15 protein-coding genes are annotated in these 14,136 nt (G+C 70.4%); 6 read left to right on the top strand and 9 right to left on the bottom strand.

The features are described 5' to 3' along the window. The first annotated feature begins 29 nt into the window (after window positions 1-29). Window positions 30-782, top strand: a complete 753-nt coding sequence (locus AB0F52_RS10775) for an ATP-binding protein (protein ID WP_360167608.1) — start codon at window positions 30-32, stop codon at window positions 780-782. Between the two features lie 169 nt (window positions 783-951). Here AB0F52_RS10775 and AB0F52_RS10770 read toward each other — a convergent pair whose 3' ends face one another. Beyond that, on the bottom strand, window positions 952-1,074 hold the full coding sequence (locus tag AB0F52_RS10770; protein WP_360167605.1) for a hypothetical protein: 123 nt from the start codon (window positions 1,072-1,074) through the stop codon (window positions 952-954). Between the two features lie 168 nt (window positions 1,075-1,242). Here AB0F52_RS10770 and AB0F52_RS10765 point away from each other — a divergent pair, with 168 nt between their 5' ends. Further along, window positions 1,243-1,644, top strand: coding sequence for a VOC family protein (locus AB0F52_RS10765; protein ID WP_360167602.1), 402 nt, complete (start codon window positions 1,243-1,245; stop codon window positions 1,642-1,644). A gap of 154 nt (window positions 1,645-1,798) precedes the next feature. Next, complete coding sequence (locus tag AB0F52_RS10760; protein ID WP_360167599.1) at window positions 1,799-2,272, top strand: hypothetical protein; 474 nt, start codon at window positions 1,799-1,801, stop codon at window positions 2,270-2,272. A gap of 173 nt (window positions 2,273-2,445) precedes the next feature. On the opposite strand, the gene AB0F52_RS10755 is transcribed toward AB0F52_RS10760, so the two are convergent. Next, window positions 2,446-3,285 (bottom strand): NAD(P)H-binding protein, encoded by an 840-nt coding sequence (locus tag AB0F52_RS10755; protein WP_360167596.1) that lies wholly within the window; start codon window positions 3,283-3,285, stop codon window positions 2,446-2,448. A gap of 104 nt (window positions 3,286-3,389) precedes the next feature. Here AB0F52_RS10755 and AB0F52_RS10750 point away from each other — a divergent pair, with 104 nt between their 5' ends. Beyond that, window positions 3,390-3,746 (top strand): helix-turn-helix domain-containing protein, encoded by a 357-nt coding sequence (locus AB0F52_RS10750; protein ID WP_360167593.1) that lies wholly within the window; start codon window positions 3,390-3,392, stop codon window positions 3,744-3,746. Window positions 3,747-3,852: 106 nt separating this feature from the next. Here AB0F52_RS10750 and AB0F52_RS10745 read toward each other — a convergent pair whose 3' ends face one another. Continuing rightward, window positions 3,853-4,308: a MarR family transcriptional regulator gene (locus tag AB0F52_RS10745; protein ID WP_360167590.1), complete on the bottom strand. Its 456-nt coding sequence runs from the start codon at window positions 4,306-4,308 to the stop codon at window positions 3,853-3,855. 94 nt (window positions 4,309-4,402) lie between these two features. On the opposite strand from AB0F52_RS10745, the gene AB0F52_RS10740 reads away from it, so the two are divergent. Next, window positions 4,403-5,305 carry an alpha/beta hydrolase gene (locus tag AB0F52_RS10740; protein WP_360167587.1) on the top strand — a complete coding sequence of 301 codons (903 nt, stop codon included), beginning with the start codon at window positions 4,403-4,405 and terminating at the stop codon, window positions 5,303-5,305. A gap of 399 nt (window positions 5,306-5,704) precedes the next feature. On the opposite strand, the gene AB0F52_RS10735 is transcribed toward AB0F52_RS10740, so the two are convergent. Next, complete coding sequence (locus AB0F52_RS10735; RefSeq protein WP_360167584.1) at window positions 5,705-6,748, bottom strand: hypothetical protein; 1,044 nt, start codon at window positions 6,746-6,748, stop codon at window positions 5,705-5,707. Further along, window positions 6,748-7,248 (bottom strand): SigE family RNA polymerase sigma factor, encoded by a 501-nt coding sequence (locus AB0F52_RS10730; RefSeq protein WP_360167581.1) that lies wholly within the window; start codon window positions 7,246-7,248, stop codon window positions 6,748-6,750. Before AB0F52_RS10730 ends, AB0F52_RS10735 begins: the two co-directional genes overlap by 1 nt. 413 nt (window positions 7,249-7,661) lie before the next feature. On the opposite strand from AB0F52_RS10730, the gene AB0F52_RS10725 reads away from it, so the two are divergent. Then, a complete protein-coding gene (locus AB0F52_RS10725; RefSeq protein ID WP_360167578.1) occupies window positions 7,662-10,268 on the top strand; it encodes a hypothetical protein in 2,607 nt (868 codons plus the stop codon). A 50-nt stretch (window positions 10,269-10,318) separates the two neighbouring features. Here AB0F52_RS10725 and AB0F52_RS10720 read toward each other — a convergent pair whose 3' ends face one another. Genes AB0F52_RS10720 through AB0F52_RS10705 form a run of 4 tightly spaced genes read right to left on the bottom strand, consistent with a single transcriptional unit; the run spans window position 10,319 to window position 14,129 of the window. Then, window positions 10,319-11,125, bottom strand: coding sequence for an alpha/beta hydrolase (locus tag AB0F52_RS10720; RefSeq protein WP_360167575.1), 807 nt, complete (start codon window positions 11,123-11,125; stop codon window positions 10,319-10,321). Beyond that, window positions 11,122-11,445 (bottom strand): DUF4387 domain-containing protein, encoded by a 324-nt coding sequence (locus tag AB0F52_RS10715; RefSeq protein ID WP_360167572.1) that lies wholly within the window; start codon window positions 11,443-11,445, stop codon window positions 11,122-11,124. Before AB0F52_RS10715 ends, AB0F52_RS10720 begins: the two co-directional genes overlap by 4 nt. After that, window positions 11,438-12,805 carry an acyclic terpene utilization AtuA family protein gene (locus AB0F52_RS10710; protein ID WP_360167569.1) on the bottom strand — a complete coding sequence of 456 codons (1,368 nt, stop codon included), beginning with the start codon at window positions 12,803-12,805 and terminating at the stop codon, window positions 11,438-11,440. The genes AB0F52_RS10715 and AB0F52_RS10710 overlap by 8 nt, the downstream gene beginning before the upstream one ends. A gap of 49 nt (window positions 12,806-12,854) precedes the next feature. Next, window positions 12,855-14,129 (bottom strand): MFS transporter, encoded by a 1,275-nt coding sequence (locus tag AB0F52_RS10705; RefSeq protein ID WP_360167566.1) that lies wholly within the window; start codon window positions 14,127-14,129, stop codon window positions 12,855-12,857. Between the last annotated feature and the right edge of the window lie 7 nt (window positions 14,130-14,136).

Here is a 14,136-nt window from a genome sequence, read left to right as displayed (position 1 = left end):
TCCCGACCTCGATCCGGCAGCGGGGGAACGTGACCGGACGCCGTGACCGAAGTGTCACGCTGGAGCCCTCGGCCCGGCTGGCCAGCACCCTGGTCACCGTCACCGGGGAACTCGACCTCTCCGGCTACGGGTTCCTGCGCGACGGCCTGCTGAAGGTCGCGGCCGACGGTCCACCCGGTTTGATCGCCGACGTGGACGGGCTGCGCATCGGCGAACTGTCCCCGGCCGCTGTGTTCCCCTTGGTCGCCCGCCGGATCGGCAACTGGCCCGGCATTCCGTTCTCCCTGATCACCCGGCAGCCGGCTCACCGGGACACCTTCCACCGCTCGGGCATCGACCGGTTCGTCGCCGTGCACACCGACGTGGAGGCAGCCGAACGACAGCAGGCGATCCCGATCCGCCGGTGGGCCGTGCGGGCGTTTCCCCGCACGGACAGCGCGACGCAGCTCGCCCGCGCGTTCCTCCGGGAGATCATGGCGAACTGGGACATACCGACGCTGGTCTACGACGGCACCCTGATCGTCGGAGAGCTCGTCGGCAACGCGCTTCGGCACACCACGTCCGCACCCGAGGTACGCCTCGACCTCCGCCGCGACCTGCTGACGATCTCGGTCGCCGACGACAGTCCCCGGCCCGCGACGCTCATCGAGCGCACCGACCTGCGCGACCCCGGACTCGGCCTGCGCATCATCGCCCAGACCGCACAGGCTTGGGGCAGCAGCCGCCGCTGGTCCGGCGGCAAGGTCGTCTGGGCGACCCTCAGCTCCGGCAGCCACAGCTGAAACCGGCGCGTCCGGTGCATTCGACAGCGCAGGCATCGGCCGGTGGACTTCCTGGATCGTCGTCGGCACGCAGCCACGCGGGGTCGCCCCGGTAGCGCCTTGCCGTCCATCAGCCTCACCGCCCGGGACGAGACGGCGGCAGCGTGCATGTGCCGGCCTTCTCGACTTCTCACGTGACCGGCCCGGCCCGAACCCGTGGCAGGTCCGGAGCCATCCGCCGGGTGGCGAGCGTGGCGCCGCGCACCGCGGCGGTCTCGGTCGTCTTCGCCGCATCGCCGGCTCCTGCCGCCACTCGAAACGTCCTCTCCTGCCGAGGAGCGAACGACAGCATGAGCGGATGGCTACTGCCCGACGTGTCGCAGGCAGCCTGAACTGGTCAAGCCGTCGAGATCAGGTGGCGGCCACGACGCAGGTGCTGACACCGGAGCTGGTCCGACGAGCTTTGCCAGGCTCCTGAGTTGTGGATAGCGTCGAGACCATGCATCGCAGTCGACTGGTCGGGATCCTCATCGACGCACCCGCTTCCCAGGCCGGCGCGGCAGCCGACTTCTGGTCCGCGGCGCTGGGCGTCCCGGCCCATCCCGCGCCGGGACAGGAACAGTTCACCGTCTTGGTCGGCGCCGTGCCCGAACTGTTCACCGTCGTCCAGGCAGTCGAGGACGATGCGCCGCGCTACCACGTCGACATCGAGACCGACGACCTGGCCGCGGAGGTTGCCCGCCTCACAGCTTTGGGTGCCGAGCCGGTATCCGGTTGGCTGGATGCCCACACGTTACGTGCACCGGGCGGCCACCTGCTCTGCGTGGTGCCCGTGCACAGCAAGCCCGAGACGTTCGCCGCCTCGGCGCACACCTGGCCCTGACGGCCCCTCGAGAAGAGCTGCTTCCGGCGTCATCTCAGCAGGCCGTGCCCAACGAATTATCTGCTCGTGCCGATGGGCGGACGCCGCTGCCGCTGGCAACCCCACGGTGGTAATGGGATGACGGCGCGCTTCGTTTCCGGTCAGAATGCCGGACGTGCGACTTGCCTGGACGATCAAGCACCACGGTTGGGCCCTCTGCTCCGTCAAGGACGAGCACACCAGCGCCGAGGCGTTCGCTTCCTACGTCACCGACGGTCCCGAGCAGCTGCTGAGGGCCGTCGCCAGGATCATCCTCCATGAGACCCACACCCAGGCCGAGTTCGAGGCCGAACCCACCGTGTACCGCTGGTTCTTCCATCGTCGCGCGAACACGATCGCGATCCGCCTTGTCGAAGCAGCCGACTGGAAGACACCGGAACACGAGGGAAGTCTGCTCTGGCAAAGCGAGCAGCCAACGACCACGCTCGCCAGAACCGTACTCAGGGCATTCGACACCGTCGCCAACGACCTGGGCGAGGCCGGCTACCAAACTCTCTGGGGCTGTCCGTTCCCCCGACACGAACTGGAAGTTCTCAGGACGGCCTGGCGTAGCGCGGTCCAGCCCTCACCGCGGCCGACCGCCGACTGAGCCAACGACGTCCAGCCGCCGCCCCGTCGTCATGGACACGTCGGGTACTGCGTTGCCGCCCTCTTCCTACCCTGTCGATCATCCGATTGCCCTGTCATGCCGAGTACCGGATGTCAGGGTAGGTCTGGACGGCTTCGTTCAGGCGCGATCGCAAGGTGAGCGTCCGTGCCATCTCAGCGGAAATCGTTCGCGTGGTCTTCGGCCCACTGCGCGAACGTGTGGGCTGGACGGCCGGTGACGTCCGCGATGACGGTCGATACCTGCGGCGGTGCGGTGGTTCCGGCCTGCCATGCGGCCAAGATCGCGTCGACCCCGATAGGCGGCATGGTCTTGCCGAGTTCGACGCGTGCCTGGTCGACCGAGATCATCTCAAGGGTGATCTCGCGACCGACGGCGGCACCGATGTGGCGTACCTGCTGCCGGATGGACAGTGACTCGGGCCCCCACACGGCGTAGGCGTGGCCGCGGTGCCCCGGCCGGGTCAAAGCGGTCACCGCGAGCGCCGCCAGGTCCTTCTCGTGAATGGGCGCTGTCAGCGCTTCCGGGTAGGGCACCCGGACGGTGCCCTCGTCGCGGATCGAGTTCCGCCACCACCACAGGGTGTTGGTGGCGAACATCCCGGCCCGGATGAATGTCCATGCCAGGCTGGAGTTCTCGAGGGCGGACTCGACGGCGATGTGTGCCCGGGCGATGGGGTTGTGCACGGCATCGGGGCGGATGACGGACCCGGACGACAGCAGGACCACGTGCCCCACGCCGGCGGACTCGGCCGCCGTCACGAAGCCGTCGATTCCTTCTGGCTTGGCGTAGAGGAACACGCGCTGCGCACCGTCGAGAACGGCGGGCAGGGTCTCGGGGCGCTCCAGATCGGCCGTGACGACTTCCGCTCCCGGCGGGAAGCCCGTCGGGAGCGGCTTCCGGCTCGTCAACCGCATCTTCTCGCCCACCAAGCTCAGGCCCGCCGCGACATGACGACCGACGTTGCCGCTGGCTCCGAAAACTACTGTGACCATGCGGGGAGCGTAGATCCACAGCTTACTGATCGAAAGGACCTACCTCCAGGTAAGCTCCGGATATGGAGGTAGGTTCCCAGGTTGGGCGGGACGGCTGGCAGGGCATGGGTGACGCGTTCAACAGCGAGTGCCCGGCGCGCGAGGTGCTCGAGCACATCACCACCCGCTGGGGCACGTTGATCTTGGCGGCACTGGGAGATGGCCCGCGGCGCTTCTCCGAACTGCATGCGACGATCGGTGGGATCAGCGAGAAGATGCTGTCCCAAACACTGCGCACCCTGGTGCGGGACGGGCTTGTCGCGCGAACAGTGGAGCCCACCACGCCGCCGCGGGTCAGTTACGCACTCACGCCACTCGGCCAGGGCCTCACCAAGTCACTGGAACAGTTCCTGGGCTGGATCCGGCAACACACGATCGACGTCGTCACCGCCCAACGCCACCACGACCAGCAGCACCGATGAACTCACCACAAGGGCTTGCCAGATCTCCGCCCCCCTCTACCCCATCCGAGTGCCGAACGCGCGCTCCTGCCGACGAGCGGACATGAAGCGATGGGCAGCTTCGGGCTCAGTCCTGCAAGTCTTCCGCGGTGAACGACCGGCGCTCGGTGAGCTCGGCCAGGTGCGCTTCCAGGGTCTCGAGCTGCTCAGGCCCGATGCGGGCTGCCCAGCGGCTGCGCACGTCGTCGAACAGGGCGCCGCCGATGGCCATCAGCTCGTGGCCTCGCGGGGTGACCCGTACCCGCTTGCGGCGTCCGTCGCTCGGGTCGGGCTCGCGGTCGACGTAGCCGAACTCCTCCAGCACGGCGATGGTCTGCGCCGCCGCCTGTTTGGTGACCGACAACCGGCGACCGAGCTCGGACGCCGTGTCCGCACCCGCCGCCACCGCGCGCAACGCGAACTCGTGCACGGGGCGGACGCCTTTGTGGCCGCGCTTCGCGAGCTCCACGTTCACGTCGTCGACCATCGAGTGGAACCCGCCGAGCAGCAGAAGCGCGAGCTCGGCACCGCTGGACTGCGCCATGCGGCCGATCATACGAGGCCGGCCACATAGACAAGGCACTTGTCTATCCTGTAGGGTTCGACAAGTTACTTGTCTATCTGCCCGAAGGGATCTCATGAACCGCCTCGCCGCCACCATTCCCGGTGTCGACCACCACCGGGTCGACCTCAACGGCACCGAGCTGCACTACGTCGCCGCCGGCACCGCCGGATCTCCCGTGCTGCTCGTTCACGGCTTTCCGGAGACCTGGTGGGTGTTCCACAAGCTGATCCCCCTGCTCGGCGAGCACCACCGGGTGTTCGCTGTGGACCTTCGCGGATTCGGCGACTCCGCCACCGCCACGCGCGAGCACGACAGCGCGACCGCGGCGAAAGACCTCAGCGACCTGATCGCCTGCCTGGACGTCGGCCCCGTCCACCTCACCGGCCAGGACATCAGCGGCCCCACGACGTTCCGGGTCGTGGCGACCCACCCCGAACTCGTCCGCAGCTACACCGGAATCGAGACCGGACTCCCGGGCTTCGGCGCCGAGATGCTCGCCGACGTCACCCACGGCGGCGCCTGGCACATCGGCGTACTCGCCGCCCCCGGCATCCCGGAAATGCTCCTCACCGGACGTGAGCGGCAGTTCCTCACCGACTACGCGATCCCGTCCCTCGCCGCGAACCCCGACGCGTTCACCGACGCCGACATCGACGAGCTCGTCCGCTCCTACGCCCGGCCCGACGCCTTCGCCGGCGCCGCGGGCCTGTACCGATCACTGCTCTCCGAGGGCGAAGAACTCCGCACGCTCGCGGCCCGCAAACTGGACCTGCCCGTTCTCGCGGTGGGCGGCCGCTCGGCGAACTTCACGCCCGCCACGCTGCGGCAGGTCGCCACCGACGTGACCGCCGTTCAGATCGAACGGATCGGCCACTACGTGGCGATGGAGGCCCCCGAGCAGCTCGCGGCCACCCTCCGCTCCTTCTACACGGACATCGATCGGACATCCGCTTCTGCCGCGGAGAGCCATCGCTGAACAAGCGACCCTTCTGACGGTCGATAACCCCACTCGACCGATCAGCGCCTTGAGCGACCCGTTCCTGCCGAGTACGAGGCCCTGCTGCGAAACCTGCTCGACCTCGCCGGTGTGGAATTTCCGGCAGCCGAGGAGCCCGGCCCCCGGCCGAGCTGGCGTCACCGAGCCCGCCGGGAGGTCGGCAAAGCCGTCACGCGCCACGCCACGGAGGTGCCAGAAGCCGCTCATCGCCGCGTATGGCCACCGTCGTGTCCACGCACTGCACGACCTGGTGAGCCAGGCCGTGCGGATCGCCCACACCGCACCCGACGACCACCTCCGGCACCGAGTCGCCTCCGCCGGAGGCTGCCGCCGACCGTGGGTCCTCCTCGGTCGCGTCCGAAGAGGACCCACGGAACCTCAGTGGGGCAGGACGAGGTGGTCGGCGATGGCGTACAACTCCGCCTGCGCGCCGCGACCCGCGACGGCGATCGGCGCGTCGTGGACGGCCTTGAGGATCCAGAGCGTGTGGTAACCGTTCTCGTCCAGGTAGCGCGTCGCGTGTCCCTGGACCGGTTGCCCCTCGGTGCCGCTCACCTGACCGGCCTCGCCGATGCGCACCTGGACCGGCGGCATGGTGCTGCACGTGCCCAGCGAGTAGCCCGTGCGCGGACCGCCCGGGCCGTTCTTCTCGACGTCGAACGCGCACATCCGCAGGCCGTCGGGCAGCTTGCCGAGGCCGAACGCCGGGGTGACCGTGGTCTTGCCCGGGAAGGTGACGTTCTCCGCGACCCGGCGGCCCGCGTCGATCAGTTGCTGCGCCGACGCCGTGCTGCCCGGCTGCGCGGCCACGTTGACGTACAGCGAGCCGCCCTCGGGGTGGGTCAGGTACAGCTCGTAACCGCCCGGGCCGCCGGAGTGCGAGCTCTCCACGCCGGCCCGCCCGCCGATGGTGACGGGCTTGCCCGGACCGGACTTGAAGGTGGCCTGCTCGACCGGCACCATCCGCATTTCCTGCACGTCCACCAGCAGGACCTGAGGCCCGGACGTGACGGTCAGCATGTACTCGCCTCCGTACACCGGCTTGCCGGAGTTCGCCGCGCTGCCACCGACGTTGATCCGGCGCGCGAGGTAGTCCGCTTTGCCCGGCGGCAGCCAGCCGAGCGAGTAGGGCATGGTCAGCTCCGCGATGGCCGCCTCGGCCGGTGCCTGGAGGGCGGCGGGACCGCTGGTCCGGCCGGCGCCCGTGGCGACCTGGTTGTCGTGCGCGGGCCGGTTCAGCCCGACGACGGCGGCCGCGGCCAGGGCGAGCAGGACCACCCCGGCGGCGGCCGCGAGCGGAGGGCTCACCACGGCGCGCCTGCGGTCGAGGCGCTGACGCGTGGCCGCCAGTACCTGGTCGCTGTCGGGCGCGTCGGGCTCGTGGGCGGTGAAGGTATCTTTGATCAGGTTCTCGATGTCCATCAGCTCTCCTTGGCCTGGGCCATCCGATCGATGCTCAGGCCGTGTCGCAGGGTTGTCAGGGCTTTGCGGGCGTGGGCCCGCACGGTGGCCTGGGCGCAGCCGAGCAGGCCGGCGATGTCGGCGTCGGCGAGCTGCTCGTAGTACCGGAGCACCACGACCGCGCGCTGGCGCCGCGGCAACCGCGCCAAGCGCTGCCACATGTCCTCGCGTGCCGCGTGGTCCGACGCGAAGTCATCCGGCCGCGCCTCGTCCGGCGGGTCGCCCACGGCGATCAGCCGCGCCGAGCGGCTGCGCCGCCAGGACAGGTAGTCGTTGGTCACCATCCGCAGGACATAACGGTCGGGGTGCTCGGCGTCGCTGATCCGCGACCACCGTCGGTACACCTTGACCAGCACGTCCTGCACCAGGTCAGCGGCCTGCTCCCGCTCCCCGGTCAGCATCGTCGCGTAGCGCAGCAACCGCGGTAGGTGCGTCCGGACGAAGTCCTCGTAGTCAGCCATCACTCTGAAGACTGCTGCCGCGCGCGATCCGTGTACCTCCGCGCAGAACTTCCTTCAGAACCCGCGCACGACGGAGGGTGCTCCGGCAGGCCCTCGCCGGCGGCGCGGCCGAAGCGACCGGCGGGCCGGGCTTCCGCGTTCGGCCAGGGCCGCGGTCGGGTGGGGAGCGGCGGCGAATCCTCGCGCAACGCGGGCACGAGCCGCTCAACCGCGCCGCCGACCTCCTCGACGGTCGGCTCCACCCCTCGGAAACTCACCCCACTGCCTGGCAGAACCCGCGCCTCTTCCCTGACTACGCGTCGTCCCGGATCTTCCCCCTCTAGCCGGACACTCGAGCGGCCTGAACCATAGTGCAACCGATCCTCCCCTTCAGGCGTGTACGCCGTGCATGCCTGCAACAGGGGAGGGCCAGCATGACCTTACGAAGATCACTGACGTTGCTCGCCGTGGCGCTCGGCGTCGCGCTCACCGGCACCGATGGTGCGATGGCGGCAGCGGGAACCGCCGGTCAGCAGCGTTCCGCGGTGACGTTGCCCGCGACGTCCTGGGGTTACGTCGACTCGGCGGCACCGGCCACCGCCTACTTCAAGCCGTCCGGCAGCTTGCCGATCGGCACCTGGGACAACACACCGCACCTCCAACGCTCCTACGTGGACTTCGACCTGAGCTCGTTGCGGGGTGCGCCGTTCACGACGGTGCTCCTGTCGGCCGGCGAGACGCACTACGTCAGCTGCGACGGCCGCGCCACCGAGGTGTGGCGGACCTCCGCCTACACCCAGCAGTCGACCTGGCGGAACCGCCCGGCGGAGCGGACCCGGGTGGCGTCCAGGGGCGCCGACGGCACCTGCCTCGACAACGACGCCACCTTCGACGTCACCACCGCGGTGCGGGACGCGGTCGACCACAAGGTCCGGCACCTCACGCTGGGCTTCCGCGTCGCCGAAGCCCACGAGGCGGACCCGGCGTTCTATCGGCTGATCGAGGCGCCGCCAACGCTGCGCGTGGTAAACAACGCGCCGCCCGCGACGCCGGCCGACCTCCGCGCCAACGACGAACCCTGTGCCAAGGACGGCACCGGCGCGATGGCGAGCCGCCGGCTGAAGCTGAGCGCACAGGTGTCCGATCCGGACGGCGACTTCACGTCCGGGCAGTTCACGTGGTGGCCGGTCGCGGCCCCGTCGCAACGGCACACGGGTACCGGGTCGGGCAGCTCCGCCGCGGCGTACCCGGACACTTCGGCCCTCGCCGACGGCACCTACGCGTGGGAGGTGTACGCCCAGGACAGCTGGGGTGCGAAGTCGTCCACGGTGGGCCCGTGCCGGTTCACCGTCGACCGCACGGATCCGAAGGCGCCGGCCGTCCTCTCCGCGACGTACCCGGCGAACGCCGAGGGCGGCGGGGTCGGCGTGGCGGGCCAGTTCACCTTCTCCCCCAACGGTTCCACCGACGTCGTGCGGTACGACTACAACTTCGGCGCGGGCACGCGGGAGATCGCCGCGGGCCCGGACGGCAAGGCCACTGTCAGCTTCACGCCGACGGCCAACGGCTGGCAGTCGGTGGTCGTGCGGGCGTGGGACCGGGCGGGCAACCTCTCGCTCAGCACCTACTACTCGTTCATCGTCAAGGAGACGCGGCCGACGGTCACGTCCGACCGCTACCCGCCGCGGGGCGGCCCGGACGGCGGCATCGGCGTGCCGGGCGTGTTCCGGTTCGCGCCGGGGATGCCGAACGTCGTGGCGTACGACTACCGGCTGGACGACGGCGCGCCCGCCACGGTCAGGGCCGGCCAGGACGGCGTCGCCGAGGTGACGATCACGCCGGCCACCGGGGGTGATCACGTGCTGTTCGTGCGCAGCACCGACGCCTCGGGCGCAACGTCGCCGGACCGGGAGTACCGGTTCCTCGTCGATGCGTCACCGGTGGTGAGCGGACCCGAGAACGTCGACCTGGGCACCTCGGCCACGTACACGGCAACCCCGCGAATGCCGGACGTCGTCGAGTACGACTACTGGTTCGCGAGTGCCGAGAGTACGAAGTGGACGGTCAAGGCGAACGCCGGCGGAACCACCACGCTGCCGGTCGAGTTCACCTCGGCTGACCAGAACCTCCTGCGGGTCCAAGCCCGCGACGCGTCCGGCGGGCTGTCCCCGGTGACGGAGAAACGGTTGTCGCTCAAAACCTGGCGACCGGAGATCGGCCACGAGGGCGACATCGCGACGGAGGGCAGAGCCGCCACGTTCACGTTCACCACCCCGATGCCGAACGCCGTGGAGTTCGAGTACTGGCTGACGGCGGACCCGGCGACCAGGTGGACCGTGCCGGTCAGCGGGAACACCGCGAGGGTGAGCTACACCCCGCCGAAGATCGGCGACTACGAGATGCTGGTGCGCGCGAAGAACACGGCGGGCGTGTGGTCGGCGACGGACAACCTCACGTGGACGGTGACGAACGATCCGGCGGTGACCTCGAAGGAGTTCCAGGCGAACGCGCGGGTGTTCCCCGGCACCTTCACCTTCGAAGCCCGTCAGCCGGGCGCAGTGGCGTTCGAGTACTCGCTCGACTGGGGCCCGTTCCAGCAGATCGCCGCTCAGGACGGGCGCGCCGTGCTGCCATGGACTCCGCCGCTGCCACCGGAGGGCTCGGCCTCCCACGACCTGCGGGTGCGTACGGTGACGGCCGGCAACGTCTCCTCGCAGGAAAAGACGTACTACTTCAGCGTCTTGAGCGCGCCGTACGTGTCGTCCAAGGAATACCCGGAAAGCGAGTGGTCGGGCGGTGCCGGTGTGCCGGGGACGTTCACCTTCACGCCGGGCATGCCGGGCATCGTCTCGTACACCTACTCCGTCCGGGACGACGGGGGCGCCGTGACAGCGGAGTCCACCGTGCCGGCGGACAGTTCGGGTGCGGGCACGATGACGTGGACCCCACCGGACCGGGGCATCTACTCGGTCATCGTGCGCGGCAACACGGCCGACGGCACCAGGTCGGGTGGCATCGGCTACTCGGTGTACGTCAACTGACCGCGTGACCGGCGGCCCCGCTCCCGACAGGGGGCGGGGCCGCCGGCCGATCATCCGGGCAGCAAACCGGTGAAGAATTCGACGACCGGCGGTCGCGTCCCCGCGGCGCTGTGCCCCACCCCGGGGACCACGACCCGCCGGATCGTGGCGCCGTGGCGGGTCAGGCTTTCGGCCAGCCGGTCGAGCTGCTCCGGCCGGCTGCGGCCGTGGTCGCCCATGGCGGCCAGGTCGGCCCGCCCGTCGTCGTCACCGCCGATGACGAGCAGCACCGGCACCCGGGCGACCGCACCGGGATCCACGGTGATCCCGAACCGCTGCCGGGTGTCGCCGATGCCTTCCGGCCAGGCGAGCGAGCCGTCGAGCAAGGTCACGCCGCCGGGTGCGCCGACCGCGACGGCGGCGACGCGGTCCGGGTGGAGGTACAGGAAGCGGTGGGCGAACTGGCCGCCGCCGGAGTGCCCGCACAGCAACACGGTGCCGACCCGCGCGTTCCACCGGAGCCGGACCTGCTCGAGGATGCCGAGCAGCACCCGGTCGAACCGGATTCCGTTGGCGTCGACGAGCTTGTAGTCGTGCACGTCGTCGGGATCGTCGATGCCGGCCGGGAACAGCGGGGTCACGACGATGACGTGGTGCTGTTCGGCGAAAGGGATGAGCCCCTCGCGCAGTTCCCCGACGCTGCGGCCGGTCCCGTGCACGGCCACCAGGACGGGCAGTTCGGCGTCCGGGGTCCAGCTCGTGGGGACGTAAGCGCAGTAGCTGCAGCGCGGCTCGTCCGGTGCGGCGAAGAACGGGGTGCGCTTGGTGAGCAGCCGGCGGCCGGGGTGCGTGGCGGGCAGGTCCGCGACCCGGATCACGAGACGCGGCCGACGACGACCGGGACGCGGGCCAGCGGGACGTGGTGCTGTCCCGCGTGGACGTCGCGGTCCCGGAGCGAGCCCTGGCTCACCGGGCGCGGGAAGGAGATCTTCACGACGTTGAGCGAAGGGATCCGGAAGATCCGGACGGTGCTTTCCGCCAAGCGGTACAACCGGGCGATCATCGGCTCGTCCACCAGGTCCGCGGCGATCCGGTAGCCCTCGGTGTCGCGCATGAACAGCTCCATCGTCACCCAGAAGGGGCCCGCGTTCTTGGAACGGACCTCGTACGCGAGATCCGCCAGAGTCGTTTCAGGCACGGGTCTTCTCCCCCAGCTCGGTCCGGAACAGGTCGGTGGGGCCGGTGCAGTCGACGACGTGGTTCAGCACGAACTCGTACGCCGCGCCGCGCTCGACCTCCGCGGGTGAGAACGGGAACGCGAGACTGGGCAGGTAGTCCATCCCCGGCGTCGGCAGGTGCAGCATGAGGGGGTTGGCGACCTTGGCGACCGCCGTGGCCGTCGCCTGGTCGGGCGCGTTGACGAGCAGCATCACGCCGACCTCGCGCGGCGGCCCGCTCTCGGGCTCGAGGTCGGCCAGCACCGCGTTGTGGCCGTACAGGCGGAGATCGAAGGCGTACTCGTCGCCCGCCAGCCCGAGCGTCTGCCCCACCCGCTGGGTGATCATCGTGCGCATCAGCTGTGCCCACGCGTCGATGTCGGCGAGGATGAGCGGGTCCCGGACCGCCGAGAACGACACGGTCTCGTAGCCGGTGGTGCGGGCGCCTTCGAGCTTGATCGTGTACTGGCCGGCGACGTCGAACTTCGACCCCTCGACGCGGACGATCCGGTCGTCGACCGCGGTGTACCGCGCGTCCCGGACGTCGAGGGTACCGGCGGGCTCCCGCATCTGATGCGGATCCGCGGACTCGTAGAGCATGTGCGCGGCCACCGAAATCGGCGTGCACGACACCGTCGGATCGAGCGGCTCGATGGTGAAACCGTCGGCGTCGATGGTGGCGAGCACCCCGCCCGCGCGCGGGTTGCTCGTGCACTGGCCGCCGCATTCGACGATCTTCGCGGCGTGCCACGTGGGCCCGGCGGGCATTCCCTTCATGAGCGGGTAGGCGGCCGCCACCGCGGTGTCGGTGGCGCGGCCGGCGAGCACGACCTGGGCGCCGGCGCGCAGAGCCTCGACGATCGGTTCGTGCCCCATCGCACCGACGATGTGCGTGCAGCTCTCCAGCGTCTCGGCCCGCAGCTCTCCCAGCGGGGGCAGCGGGTGGATCCGGCCGGTGTCGAGGTACTCCTTCAGCTCGGGCGCGTTCTGCTCGCTGTAAATCCGCGCCACCTTCAGGTCCAGGCCTTCCTCGGCCAGCACGCCGGCGGCGATCCCGGCGACCCAGTCGACACCGCGGTCGGTCCCGCTCGTGCCGCAGGAGCCCACGATCACCGGAATGCCCGCGCCCGCGGCGGCCGTGAACAGGCTGCGCAGGTCGCGCGCCACCGCCTTGGCCGTCGTCTTGGCCGTCGCGGCACCGAGGTAGTACGGGCCCGAATCCGTCGAGCCGGCGTCGATGCTGATGACGTCGGCGCCCAGGGCGATGCCGCGCTCGACCGTCGCGTGGTCCCAGCCGGCGCCGAGCATCCCGCTCGGGGCCAGCACGCGCACTTTGTCCATGTCCCTCATTTCTCTTCGTTCGGCCCGTAGCCGATGAGCCCGGGCGCTTTCACAGCGCACGCCCGGCGGACGACCGGCGCTGCAGGGCACCGACGCGCGCGACGGCGAGCACGGCGAGGAGCGCGACGATCGCGACGTGAAGCAGCAGCAGGGACCAGCCGGTCAGGTCGACCAGGCCGCCGACGGCGGCCGGGCCGAGGAAGCCGCCGCTCACCCAACCCACGGTGTAGAGCCCGGTGTAGGTCCCGACCACGCGGTCGGACGGGGCGAGGTTCCACAGGACGACGACGGCGTTGACCAGGAACGCGGAGGCCCCCGCGGACGCCACGCAGAGGCCGATGACGACCCCGGCGGGCGTCCGGACCACGGTGCCGAGCACCAGGGCGGCCGCGAAGACCGTCATCCCGACGGTCATCACCCGCAGCCGGCCGAAGCGTTCGGCGAGCCGCGCCACCGGGTAGGCGGCCACGATGAAGGCCACGCCGCTGGGCAGGGTCAGCCCGCCCGCTTCGCCGCGGGACAGGCCCAGCACCTCCATGCCGTAGGGGGTGATGAGCGCCCGCGAGGCGGCCCACGCGCCGCCGAACAGCAGGATGGACGCGATGAGCAGCAGCCGGCTGCGGTCGGCGTCCCGCACGATGTCGAGCACGGTGTCCCGCACCCGCCCGGCAGGCGCGGCCGGGCCGCGCTGGTCCCGTTCCTCGTCGACGGCCGTCCGGTAGGCCGACGACCGGCTGTCCCGCACGTTCGCGGCCAGCACGACCAAGGACACCACCATGAGGACCGCCGGGATCGCGAACGACAGCTTCGGGTGCGTGTCGATCAGGAAGATGCTGATCAGCGCCGCGACCATCACCGTGAGGCTGGCCGCGATCTTGACGACCGCGTTGGCGCGGCTGCGCCGCTCGGGCGGGACGAAGTCCGGGAGCAGGGATTCGGCGATCGGCTTGAACGAGTTCGCGACGAGCGCGTAGCCGAACATCGTCAGGATCAGCAGCGGCAACGAGGCCGCGGCGTGCGGGATGACGACGAACAGCAGCGCCGCCACGGGCATGCCGACGAGGAGGTAGGGCATGCGCCGGCCCCACGAGGTGCGCGTGCGGTCCGACCGGTTCCCCATCCACGGCTGGAGGAAGATGCCGAGCACGTTGTCCATCCCCATCAGGAGACCGATCAGCGCGGCGCTGCCGATGTGCTCGCGCAGCAGCGGCGGAACCTGCGAGTCGTAGAGGTTCCACGTCGACTCCTGCGCGAAGACCGCCAGGGCCACGAAGAACGTGATCCGGCCCGTCCGCACGCGCTGTGCGCTCGACGTCGTCGTCATGCCGCCA

It is taken from the genome of Amycolatopsis sp. NPDC024027 (assembly GCF_040638975.1).
In the GTDB taxonomy this organism is placed as follows: domain Bacteria; phylum Actinomycetota; class Actinomycetes; order Mycobacteriales; family Pseudonocardiaceae; genus Amycolatopsis.
This window is presented reverse-complemented; position numbering and strand designations above follow the sequence as displayed.

Coding starts and splice junctions, on each gene's coding strand:
- AB0F52_RS10755 (WP_360167596.1), bottom strand. CDS start 3,285: ATGGTCACAGTAGTTTTCGGAGCCAGCGGCAACGTCGGTCGTCATGTC.
- AB0F52_RS10750 (WP_360167593.1), top strand. CDS start 3,390: ATGGGTGACGCGTTCAACAGCGAGTGCCCGGCGCGCGAGGTGCTCGAG.
- AB0F52_RS10745 (WP_360167590.1), bottom strand. CDS start 4,308: ATGGCGCAGTCCAGCGGTGCCGAGCTCGCGCTTCTGCTGCTCGGCGGG.
- AB0F52_RS10740 (WP_360167587.1), top strand. CDS start 4,403: ATGAACCGCCTCGCCGCCACCATTCCCGGTGTCGACCACCACCGGGTC.
- AB0F52_RS10735 (WP_360167584.1), bottom strand. CDS start 6,748: ATGGACATCGAGAACCTGATCAAAGATACCTTCACCGCCCACGAGCCC.
- AB0F52_RS10730 (WP_360167581.1), bottom strand. CDS start 7,248: ATGGCTGACTACGAGGACTTCGTCCGGACGCACCTACCGCGGTTGCTG.
- AB0F52_RS10725 (WP_360167578.1), top strand. CDS start 7,662: ATGACCTTACGAAGATCACTGACGTTGCTCGCCGTGGCGCTCGGCGTC.
- AB0F52_RS10710 (WP_360167569.1), bottom strand. CDS start 12,805: ATGGACAAAGTGCGCGTGCTGGCCCCGAGCGGGATGCTCGGCGCCGGC.
- AB0F52_RS10705 (WP_360167566.1), bottom strand. CDS start 14,129: ATGACGACGACGTCGAGCGCACAGCGCGTGCGGACGGGCCGGATCACG.